Genomic DNA, 11218 nt, shown 5'->3' on the forward strand with positions numbered 1-11218 from the left:
GTCAGGCTTGGCTATCAGCATAGGGGAAGGTTGTGCATTGCGGCAATACGCTTTTAGCGCCAATAAAAAAACGGGCCGATCAACGGCCCGTTCTTAGCGCGTCAGTTGGCTTACGCCAGCTGTACCGGAATGGCGTTACTGGTATGGCTGACGTGGTTGCCTTCTTGTAGATACACCAGCGCGGGCTGGTGGTTGTCGAGCTCGGCCTCTGAGTAATGGGCGTAGCTGCAGATGATGATGCGATGTCCCGGCGCGGCCAAGTGGGCCGCGGCGCCGTTGATCGAAATCAAGCGCGAGCCCTCTTCGCCACGAATGGCGTAGGTAGTGAAGCGCTCGCCGTTCTCGACATTGTAAATCTGGATCTGTTCGTTTTCGCGGATACCGGCCATGTCCAGCAGGTCGCCGTCGATGGCGCACGAGCCTTCGTAATTGAGAACGGCGTGGGTAACGCGGGCCATGTGCAGCTTGGCTTTGAGCATGATGGTGTGCATGGGAACTCCTGAGTAACGAGCAAGCCTTGCAGGCTAGCGACGAGCAGCGCTGGGTAGCTGCACGCTGAGATTGTCGATGAGACGCGCAGGGCCAAGCTTGGCAGCGGCCAGTAGCACGGCGTGGCGCGTGGTATCGGTGACAGGGCCGAGGGTGGCATCCCGTAGTTCGAGGTAATCTGGCGTAAAGCCGGCATCATACAGCGCCGCTTTGCCCCGTTGTAGTACCTTTTCGATGGATTCACCTTGCGCCAGTGCGTCGCGCAGTTCGCACAGCGTTTTGTAGAGCGTTGGCGCCGTGGCGCGCTCCTGGGCGCTGAGATAGCCGTTGCGCGACGAGAGCGCCAATCCATCATCGGCGCGTACGATCGGCACGCCAATGATCTCGATGGGCATGTGCAGATCAGCCACCAGCTTACGAATTACCGCAAGCTGCTGATAATCCTTTTCACCAAAGCAGGCAATGTCCGGCTGCACGAGGTTGAACAACATGCTGACCACGGTGGAGACGCCGTCAAAGTGGCCGGGGCGCGAGCCGCCGCAGAGCCCTTCGCCGACCACGGGCACGTGAACGCGGGTCTGGGCCTCCAAGCCGTTGGGATAAAGGGCGCTCACCGTAGGCGCAAACAGCAGGTCACACCCTGCTTCGGTGAGGTGGTGCTGGTCGGCGTCGAACGTCCGTGGATAAGCGTCCAGATCTTCGCCGGGGCCGAACTGCATCGGGTTGACGAACAGGCTAGCGACGACCACGTCGGCGTGCTGGCGGGCGGTGGCGACCAGCGCTAGATGGCCCGCGTGAAGATTGCCCATGGTCGGCACCAGCGCAATACGCTGGCCCTTTTGGCGAGCGTCACGCAGCGTGGCGCGAAGCTCGGATATATCTCGCAAAGTGCGCATAGAGAAGTCGCTGTCGCTCACTGAAAAACGGTTACTTAAAAACAGTGCTCTGGGGCGGGGAAGGCGCGGCGCTTGACGGCGTCATGGTACTGCTCGAAGGCGCCCTGGATGGAGCTGGCCTCCGCCATGAAGTTTTTCACGAAGCGCGGCGTACGGCCGTGCGTGACCCCCAGCACGTCGTGCATGACGAGAATCTGTCCGTCGGTGTCTGGGCCTGCGCCGATCCCAATGACCGGTACGTCTAGCGCTTCGGTCACCGCTTTGCCCAAACTAGCGGGCACGCACTCCAGCAAAATCACCGAGGCGCCGGCGTCCACTAGCACTTTGGCATCGTGAATGATTTGCTCGGCTTGCGCCGCTTCGCGGCCTTGTACCTTATAGCCGCCCAGTTGATAGACGGTTTGCGGCGTCAGACCCAGGTGGGCACACACCGGCACGCCTCGGCGAGTCAGTTCGCGAATGCCATCGGCCATCCATGCTTCGCCCTCTACCTTGACCAATTCCGCACCTGCTCGCATCAGCGCTGCGCCATCTTCCAAGAGGCGCTCCGTGGTGGCATTGCTCATGAACGGTAGGTCGACCATCAGCAGGCTGTGGCCTTTGCCGCGTGCAGCACAGCGGGTGTGGTAACAAATGTCATCGATGGTCACGGGCAAGGTGCTGCTGTGCCCCTGTAACACCATCCCAAGGGAGTCGCCTACCAGTAGGACATCGATACCCGCCGCGCTAGCAGCATGGGCAAAGGAGGCATCGTAAGCAGTCAGGCAGCTGAACGTTTCACCGGCGCGTTTATACGCCTGCAGGGTGCTCAGGGTGACGGTTTTCATGGCGTGCTCTCATTCAAACGTGATGGGGCCGATGCGGCGAGTGCGCTCGAGGCGCCTGCGCTCTGCTCGGCCATTATTATCGCAGCGTCCCTGCCTGCGCGATGTGGCGTAACCGGCAATTGTTACCTGATTGGGGGCGTGGTGTCGAGATTTGTGTCAGATGGTAGCAGTGGCGGTGACATCGGTAGCACTTAAGTGCCGAATATCGCTCGTATTGAGGCGCGATAGCCACGTTTCGAGCGGTTGCTGGTGCAGCGTGATGGGCTGCTGAAGCGCCGTGGCGACCTCTGCCAGCGGTACGAGTACGAAAGCGCGGGCGTGCATCTGCTCATGAGGTACGGTCAAGCGGGGGTGCTGCAGGGTATGTTTTCCGTAAAGCAGCACATCTAGGTCTAGCGTACGTGGCCCCCAGTGGCGTAGCCGCCGACGCCGATGGCGCTGCTCCAGCGCCTGTAGCTGGTCGAGGAGCGCCAGCGGCGACAGGTGGGTCTCTAGGCAGGCGACGGCATTGATGAAGTCCGGCTGATCTTGTGGGCCGATGGGCGCCGTGGCGTAGAGCGATGACTTGGCCACTCGTCGCGATAGTGGCAAGGTGTCCAATTCCTGGAGCGCCCGCTCCACCTGCTCGATGGGGGTCTCTAAATTGCTGCCGAGGCCGATATAGCAACGCACGGCGCTATTCACTGTTGGCCCTCCGCGATTTGCGGCGTTTTTTACGACGGCGGTCGCCTTGGCTGGCCGGATCGCTGCCGACCTTCTGCAGGAGTCGGCGCTGCTCGTGATCGTCGCCTTTCTGGAACGACTCCCACCAGTCACCCAAGCCGCGGGGAATTTCGCCCGCCTGCTCGCGTAGCATCAGTAGATCGAAGGCAGCGCGAAAGCGCGGATGCTCTCGGGTTTGGAACGCGCGCTTGCCCCGTCGCATTGGCAGCCGTGCCTGAAGCTCCCAAATTTCGCGCATGGGAATCCCAAAACGCTTGGGAATGGAGGTGTGCTGGAGCTGGCGCGATACGACCTGCTGAGCCGCGGTTTGCAGGGCGGGCACGGCAGGCATGCCCTCACGCTCGAGCTCGGCCTGGCGGTGAACGACCGGCGCCCATAGAAACGCTGCCAGCAAAAACGCGGGCGTGACGGGGCGGTCTTCGGCGATACGCTTGTCGGTATTGGCGAGTGCCTGCTCAATGAGCTCCTCTGCCCAAGCGGCGTCGGCCATGGCCTCTTCGGCTTCCGGGAAGAGCATGCCAAACAGGTTGTAGTGGCTCAACAGGCGGAAAGTGATCAGCCCGTGGCCCGACATGAAGAGTTTGAGCACCTCATCGAACAGGCGAGCCGGCGGAATTTGCAGCAGCAGAGGCGCAAGATCGTACATGGGCGCTTCGGTGGCGGGCTCGACAGTGAAGTCGAGCTTGGCCGCAAAGCGCACCGCGCGCAGCATCCGTACCGGATCTTCACGGTAGCGGGTGGCGGGGTCGCCGATCAGGCGCAGCGTGCGCGATTCGATATCTCGCGCTCCGTTGGCAAAGTCGTGGATCGTGAAGTCGGCAATATTGTAGTAGAGCGCATTGACGGTGAAGTCGCGGCGCAGTGCGTCCTCTTCGATATTGCCCCATACGTTGTCCCGCAGCAGCAAGCCATCGTCCGATTGGTGGGCGATATGGTCGCCGTGCTCGTCCTGAGGTTTGCCGCGGAACGTCGTTACCTCGATGACTTCGCGGCCAAAGCGTACATGCACGATGCGAAAGCGGCGGCCAATCAGGCGTGAGTTGCGAAATAGATCGCGCACCTGCTCGGGTGTAGCGTTGGTGGCCACATCGAAGTCTTTCGGCATTTTGCCCAGCAGCGCGTCGCGAATGCAGCCACCCACGAGATAGGCATCGAACCCGGCGCCGTTGAGACGATAAAGCACCTTGAGCGCGGCTTCACTGATTTGCTGGCGAGAAACGGGATGCTCGGAGCGCGGAATAATACGAGGGCTGGGCGCATCTGAGGCGCTCTCAGGGGAATCGAGCAGGGATTTCAAGTGCTCTCCCGGACTGTGTAATAAACGGGTAAATCCTTTAAACATGCGGCGATGTCGACTCGCAGTGTATCGAAAACGGTTTCGAAAAACGTGACCGTATGGAGGACGGTAAAGGGTTGAGTGTATCCGACCCCCTGGGGCTTGCAAAGAGCGGTTTGCAATGAGCCGTCGAACCTGACGTCAATGTCACCCGTAAACGCGGAAAGGGGAGGCTACGTGAGCCTCCCCTATAAAGCAGACAATCAGCATCCATGCTGCTGTTTTTATTCATGATGGCACATCGCCCTGAATACGCACCGCAGTCGGCAGGCGTAAAGAACCACTCTGATTCCGACCGCCTCGTATTCAAAACAATAATCCAACCGCGAACTTTTCTCTCCCGGCGAGTTGTTATTGGCTCCGGGGGTGTACACCTATGCTGCTATTGTTGTTGTTCGGGTGCAGACCTTGTGTACGTCGCGTCCTTATTTGGGCACTTGCTGTGTATTGTTATTGTTTGCTGCGCGTTTGCTTGGCTCCGCTAGGTAACCCTGTGCTGCGCGTGCAAGTCATGAGACTCAAGCCAGTTGTTCTTGTTCGTGCCGTTATCTCTACCTGGCCTTGTTGTTTTTGTTTTGGCTCAGGTCGGGGCGGTGTCATGTTGTTTTTATTAGTGACTGACCGCGCTGCCCAGTTTTTTCTTCTTGCCTAGTAATATTGCACTTGCCGTGCCACTCATTTAATACTTTATGAATTTCAGTAGTTTGGCGATTTTCGAGTGGGTCAGGGAACTATTGGGAAGGGAAAGTGTTACCCGTTTTGGCGGCAATTTTGCGCAGCGTTGTGTGGGAAGGTAACAGTGCTCGGGTAACGAATTCCGGATATTTCTTAATCAAATCAATCTATTGGACGTTGGTATTACGCCAAACGTCTACCGGCGTGCGGTCTTTTTCCGAGGGATCCCCAGTCTTTGGCGTCGTTCCCATAAGTTCTTGCGGCTAATGCCGAGTTTTTGCGCCAGTTCGGTTTCGCTCATTTGATCCTGATGTTCCAACACGAAGTGCTGAAAATAGTCTTCCAACGACAGGTCCTCCTCATCGACGGGGGCAACTGCCTGGCTAGGCGAGGAGCTGGTGGCAGGTGGCTGGGAGCGGTGGGTAACTGGACCAAGTCCCAAATCGTCAGGGTGAATCAGGTGGCCTTCGGCAAGAATTACGCCGCGCTCCAGCGCATTTTCCAGCTCGCGCACGTTACCGGGCCAGGGATAGTCGCGTAGGTCTTGGCGGGCCGCTCTGGAGAGCCGTAGCCCTGGGCGTTCGTGGCGTTTGCAGGCCTTTTCCAACAGGATATCGGCGATTTTGAGTACGTCGTCTTCGCGCTCGCGCAGCGGTGGCAGGGCAATCTGCATCACGTTCAATCGATAGTACAAATCAAGCCGGAACTCGCCGCTTTTGGAAAGCGCGCGCAGATCACGATGAGTGGCGGCAATCAAGCGAACGTCCACATGGCGGGTTTCCACGGAGCCAATTTTGCGGATCTCGCCCTCTTGCAGTACGCGTAGCAGCCTCGCTTGGGCATCCAGGGGCAGCTCGCCAATTTCATCGAGAAAGAGCGTACCGCCGTCGGCAGCTTCGACCAAGCCGGTGCGTGCAGCGCTGGCACCGGTAAAGGCACCTTTTTCGTGACCAAACAACTCGGATTCGATCAGCGTTTCGGGGATCGCCGCGCAGTTGACGCAAATCAGCGGCGCTTTGGCACGCTTGCTCTGTTGGTGAATGGCGCGTGCGACTAGCTCTTTGCCGGTGCCAGACTCGCCTTGAATCAGCACGGTGACGTCCGCAGGGGCGGTTTTACGAATACGCGTATACACCTCTTGCATGGCAGTGCAGTCACCGATCATGGTTTGGCGGCCTCCGCCCTCATCGGTGACATCTGGCGGCGTACCCTGCTGCATCGACTGCTTGTGCAAAATTCGCTCGACGGTTTCCAGAAGCTCAGTGTGGTCGAAGGGCTTGGCGACATAGTCGACCGCGCCCTGCTTGAGGGCATCGACCGCCGAACGCATGCTGGCGTAGCTCGTCATGATCAAAACGGGAGCGGGGGCGGCGAGTTCGATGAGCGTTGTACCCGGCTCTCCAGGCAGGCGCAGGTCGCTGATGATGAGATCAAAGTCGCTGAGCGGCTGAGCGCGGGCCTCTTCGGCGCTGGCCGCTTCGCTGACGTGATAGTCATGGCGCTCCAGTAGGCGCTTTAGCGCGCTGCGAATAATCGCTTCATCTTCAACAATCAGTATCCTGGGCATGGGGCAAGTGATCATCCTGTTGGTAAAGCGGTAGCCAAAGCGTGATGGCCGTGCCGCGAGGCTTTCCGGGAGGGGGCGACGCCACCTCTATTTTGCCGTGGTGCTCATTGATGATTTGATACGCCAACGATAGCCCAAGTCCAGTACCTTCACCCGCCGGTTTAGTGGTGGTGAACGGTTCGAACAGGCGGTGTTTGACGCTGGGATCAATTCCATGGCCATCATCGACGACTCGCCACCAGGCGTGGCTGGCCTGGGTGCCTGCCTCTATGTGCACCGTTCCCTCGGGAGAGCAAGCATCTTTGGCATTGCTCAGTAAATTTACCATGACTTGCGTAAGGCGCTGAGCATCGCCGCGCACCACAATGTCATTTTGGCAGCGGTTGGTAAAGGTGACATCCTCCCCTGAGCGGGCTAAATGGATCAAGTGCAGGGCGTCGTCGCTGACCGCGGTGAGCGACACCCGGGCGGCGGGAAGCGGTCGCTCCGGTCGTCCGCCATGGGCAAAACCGACGAGGGAATTGACGATTTTAGTCACCCGCTGAGTGAGCTGCTGGATCTGGTCGGCGGTTTCCAAAAGCGCCGGGTCGTCGGTGTCGTAGCGCAGATTTTGCGCCAGCGATGAAATGCCGGTGATCGGGTTGCCAATCTCGTGGGCGACCCCGGCGGCAAGCTGGCCAATGGAGGCGAGTCGCGCGGCGTGCACCAGCTCCTCCTCCAGCCACTTCATCTCGGTGTGATCCTCCACCAGAATGACGCTGCCGCCGCGACTGTCGTGGCCGCTAAGCACCGCTTTGTGCAGCGTCAAAAAGTAGTCTTTACCGTGCAGCGTGACCGCCTGTTTGTACAGCGGCGTTTGGCTGGCAGTCAGCACGCTGCCCAGCAGCGTGGGCCAGGGCGGCGGCAGGCTGTCTCGCCGAGAGCCGATGACGCTATCGCCGCTGATACCCGAGAGCAGCGAGAGCGCTTGGTTCCACATCAGAAGCTCGTCGTCGTCGCCCAGCACGCACAGTCCCACCGGCAGGTAGGCCAGGGTCTGGCGGTGGTGGCGGCGAAGGCCATCCAGTTCGCGGGCAAGCCCGGTCAGTCGCGAACGGTAGGCTTCCAAGCGGCTTTCGACGAAATGGATGTCGTCAGTCACGGGGGCGTCATCGTGGCGGTAGGGCAGATAGCGGTCGACGATGTCCCGCGCCACCGAGGGGCCCATCAGGCCCGACAGGTTGGCCTGAATGCGGTCGCGTAAACGGCGCAGGGCATAGGGGCGTCGCTCTTGCGAGGTCAGGTTGAGCGCTTTCAACGCGCGGTCCACTTCTCGGCTCGCGGCTTCGTCGCCCAGCGCTTGGGCCAGGTGGGCGGGGAAATCTCCCGCGGTGGCGGCTTCCAGCGGCAGACGTTTGGAGCGGATGACCGCATCCACCGAGCAAGCTTCCGCCGCCGAGCGCTCGCCCTCCGAAATGCGCGTAAATAGCGATACCACGATCAGCAGCACGATATTCACCGCCAGCGAGATGAGGGTGGCGTTGTACCAGGGGGGGGCATCGGCGGGCATCAACAAGCTGAACGGCAGCGCGGGGAGGGCGATATCGAACAGCAGTGGCAGCCACAGCCCCCACAGCCAGACGCCGATACCGCCCATGAGACCGGCAATCATGCCCTTGCGGTTGGCACCGGGCCAATAGAGCAGCGCCAGCAGGCCCGGTAAACACTGCGCCATGCCGACGAACGCGGCCAACCCTAGGTTCGTGAGCGAGTGATAGCGCCCGACGCTTTCGGCAAACAGCCAGCCACCGACAATGACGGCCCCGACCAGTGCCCGGCGTAGCCACAGCAGCCAGCCGTAGAGGTCACTACGCGCCTCTGGCGGACGGGCGACCAGTACGATGTGATTCAACACCATGCCAGAGAGCGCGAGCGCAATCATCATCATCGTGCCGCTGGCGGCCGCCAGGCCCCCTATGAACGCCAGCGCGCCGACCCACCAATGCTCGGTCATTAGGTACGCCGCATAGGCGGCAAGCGGCACGCTCTCGTTGGCCGACTGCGCGGCCCATAAAATGAGCGGCACCGGTAGCGCCATCAGTAGCAAAAAGAGCGGCAAGGTCCAGCTCGCCTGCAGTAAGGTGTGGCGAGAGAGGCTTTCGGCAAAGGTGATTTGGAAGAGGTGCGGCATCATGAAGGCCGCCGCGAAAAACAGCAGCAGAAACGTGCGCCACTGGGGGGCTTCGAGCTGAGGCGTAGCCGCTTGGAGCGCCGCACCGGGGCCTTCCAGCCAGCGCTGTAAATCCTGTGGTCCATCAAACACCCACCAGAGTGCAATGGCACCGAGCCCGAGCATGGCCAGCAGTTTGACCACCGATTCGAAGGCGATCACGCTGAGCAGCGTGTCGTGGCGGTGCCGATGGTGATGGCGCGCGCCAAACAGCACGGCGCAGCCTGCAATGACCCCACAAAACAGCAGCGCGACGGCGGCGCTATAGCGGCTGCCGGTGAGCAGCTGCACGGCATCGCTCAAGGTTTGCACCTGTATGCCCAGCAGCGGCAGTACGGCAAGCAGACTCAATAGCGTCACCAGCGTGCCTGCCCAGCGGGAGCGGTAGCGAAAGGCGAACAGATCTGCCAGCGAGGAGAGTTGGTAGGTGCGGGTGATGCGCTGAATCGGTACCAGCAGCACGGGGGCAAGCAAAAAGGCCCCCGCTGGCCCCAGGTAGTAAGCGAGGTAGCCGAATCCAGCATTCGCGGCTAATTCGATGCTGCCGTAGATGGCCCAGGCACTGGCGTATACGCCAAGCGCCAAGGTGTACACCATCGGGTGGCGAGTAATGCGCACCGGTACCCAGCCCCGCTCGACGGCCAAACCGCAGCCAAACAGCAGCCCGAGATAGCCAAGCCCCAGTAATACGACGCTTATTAACTCAGCGTTCATCCAGTTTCCTTTTCTGCTCGAGCCAGAGCGTCAGAGCTATCAACACTCCCCAGATGGCAAACGGGCGGTACCAGGCAACGCTCGGGTCAGCCCAGCCATCCATGAACAGCGGGGAAAGCAGATACCCGCCAAAGACGAGAAATAGCATGATGCGGTAGACGTACATCTTACGGCTCCGGTGGGGCAGAGCGGTGGGGCTGCGGTGCCAAATGTGCCACTGACCAGTGATCGATGGCCCATCGTAACTGGACCTCGGGGGGCTCCTCGACGAGCGCTGGCGGTGGCGCCTGATCGAGCAGCTGCAGCGCTTGAAACAGCTGGCGACGAATCCCGCGGCTCTCCTCGGCCAGGGCAGGGGCGAGGTTTTGCTTGGAGAGCTTTTGGCCGCCCGCCGTGACCACCAGCGGCAGATGCAGATAGCGCGGCGTAGGCACCTGTAGCGCTGCTTGTAACTGCTGCTGCCAAGGCGTGTTATCCAGCAAGTCGACTCCCCGTACGATGTCGCTGATGCCCTGATGGGCGTCGTCCACGACCACCGCGAGCTGATAGGCCCATAATTGATCTTTGCGCTTCAACACGACATCGCCCAGGTCGGCGGGGTCGAAGTGCTGCTCGCCGAACAGTCGGTCGTTCCAACCGACGGGGCGTTGGGCGAGGTCGCTTCGCAACCGCCAGGCGACTGGCTGGCTGGCATCGCACACGCCGTCTCGGCACCAGCCGGGGTAGATGTCGAAGGCCTGCCACTGCTTGCGTGAGCAGCTGCAGGGGTACGCCAGCCCCCGATCGATGAGCTGCTCAAGCGCGTGTTGATAGGCGTCATGACGCTGGCGTTGCCACATGACGTCCTCATCCCATGTCAGGCCAAAAGCCTCCAGCTGGCGCAAAATGGTGCTGTCCGTGCCCTCGGGGCAGCGCGGCGGGTCGATGTCTTCGATACGTACCAGCCACTGGCCCCCCGCAGCGCGGGCATCCAAATAGCTGCCGAGCGCGGCCACCAGCGAGCCAAGATGCAGGGGCCCGGAGGGGGTAGGGGCGAAGCGTCCTCGGTAGTGAGCGGTGGCAGTCATGGCAATCCGTGCGTGAAAACGGTAAAGCAGTAAGTAGAGAACAAGATGACAAACAAAAACGGGCACCTCAAGGGTGCCCGCTGTCGACCATCTTAGCAGGATGGCAGGGTGCTCAACCGCCCAGCTGTTTCTCTTTTAGCTCGGCCAAGGTTTTGCAGTCGACGCACAGTGTGGCCGTGGGCCGTGCTTCCAGGCGGCGAATACCGATTTCCACGCCGCAGGCTTCGCAAAAACCGTAGTCGTCATCATCGATCTTTTCGATGGTTTCGTTGATTTTCTTCAGCAGCTTGCGCTCGCGGTCCCGGGTACGCAGTTCCAGGCTAAAGCCCTCTTCCTGCGTGGCGCGGTCAGCGGGGTCGGCATAGTTGTTAGCATCTTCCTGCAGGTGGCGTACGGTACGATCCACCTCTTCCATGAGGTCCTGTTTCCAGTCCAGAAGCAGCTGGCGGAAGTGCGCGAGCTGCTTCTCGTTCATATACTCTTCACCCGGTGCCGGCTCATACGGTGTGAAGGACTTGGACGCTTCCGGTTTCTTTTCCGCTACTGGCATGGGAGTGCCCCTTACGTATGTGACTGCTGATCGACCATGAGCGTGTGCCACGATCTCACGCCAAAGGGATGCTTGTTTAGCTGAAAATTGCGCGCGATGCAAGCATAATAGTGCGCTTTCGACCATGGTCCCACATCTTGTACGACCTGCGTCATGGTTTAACTA

At 60.4% G+C, this 11218-nt stretch carries 10 protein-coding genes; all 10 read right to left on the reverse strand.

Annotation, left to right across the window (positions count from 1 at the left end; all coding sequences use genetic code 11):
- Window positions 1-110: 110 nt before the first annotated feature.
- The 10 genes from panD to dksA all read right to left on the reverse strand — a co-directional run bounded on the left by panD (window position 111) and on the right by dksA (window position 11053).
- Window positions 111-491 (reverse strand): aspartate 1-decarboxylase, encoded by a 381-nt coding sequence (panD, locus tag GYM47_RS01800; RefSeq protein WP_027337660.1) that lies wholly within the window; start codon window positions 489-491, stop codon window positions 111-113.
- Between the two features lie 33 nt (window positions 492-524).
- Window positions 525-1385, reverse strand: coding sequence for a pantoate--beta-alanine ligase (gene panC, locus GYM47_RS01805; RefSeq protein ID WP_153843152.1), 861 nt, complete (start codon window positions 1383-1385; stop codon window positions 525-527).
- Window positions 1386-1420: 35 nt separating this feature from the next.
- On the reverse strand, window positions 1421-2212 hold the full coding sequence (panB, locus tag GYM47_RS01810) for a 3-methyl-2-oxobutanoate hydroxymethyltransferase (RefSeq protein WP_139527981.1): 792 nt from the start codon (window positions 2210-2212) through the stop codon (window positions 1421-1423).
- Between the two features lie 156 nt (window positions 2213-2368).
- Window positions 2369-2896 carry a 2-amino-4-hydroxy-6-hydroxymethyldihydropteridine diphosphokinase gene (gene folK, locus GYM47_RS01815; RefSeq protein WP_153843151.1) on the reverse strand — a complete coding sequence of 176 codons (528 nt, stop codon included), beginning with the start codon at window positions 2894-2896 and terminating at the stop codon, window positions 2369-2371.
- Window positions 2889-4277: a polynucleotide adenylyltransferase PcnB gene (pcnB, locus tag GYM47_RS01820; protein WP_153843150.1), complete on the reverse strand. Its 1389-nt coding sequence runs from the start codon at window positions 4275-4277 to the stop codon at window positions 2889-2891. Before pcnB ends, folK begins: the two co-directional genes overlap by 8 nt.
- A gap of 865 nt (window positions 4278-5142) precedes the next feature.
- Window positions 5143-6513, reverse strand: coding sequence for a sigma-54-dependent transcriptional regulator (locus GYM47_RS01825; RefSeq protein ID WP_153843149.1), 1371 nt, complete (start codon window positions 6511-6513; stop codon window positions 5143-5145).
- Window positions 6491-9436, reverse strand: a complete 2946-nt coding sequence (locus tag GYM47_RS01830; protein ID WP_153843148.1) for an ATP-binding protein — start codon at window positions 9434-9436, stop codon at window positions 6491-6493. The genes GYM47_RS01825 and GYM47_RS01830 overlap by 23 nt, the downstream gene beginning before the upstream one ends.
- Window positions 9426-9602: a hypothetical protein gene (locus GYM47_RS01835; protein WP_167520868.1), complete on the reverse strand. Its 177-nt coding sequence runs from the start codon at window positions 9600-9602 to the stop codon at window positions 9426-9428. Before GYM47_RS01835 ends, GYM47_RS01830 begins: the two co-directional genes overlap by 11 nt.
- 1 nt (window position 9603) lies before the next feature.
- Window positions 9604-10503: a tRNA glutamyl-Q(34) synthetase GluQRS gene (gluQRS, locus tag GYM47_RS01840; RefSeq protein WP_153843147.1), complete on the reverse strand. Its 900-nt coding sequence runs from the start codon at window positions 10501-10503 to the stop codon at window positions 9604-9606.
- Window positions 10504-10615: 112 nt separating this feature from the next.
- Window positions 10616-11053 (reverse strand): RNA polymerase-binding protein DksA, encoded by a 438-nt coding sequence (gene dksA / locus GYM47_RS01845; protein ID WP_139527987.1) that lies wholly within the window; start codon window positions 11051-11053, stop codon window positions 10616-10618.
- Window positions 11054-11218: the final 165 nt, after the last annotated feature.

The organism is Vreelandella piezotolerans, from assembly GCF_012427705.1.
Lineage (GTDB): Bacteria > Pseudomonadota > Gammaproteobacteria > Pseudomonadales > Halomonadaceae > Vreelandella > Vreelandella piezotolerans.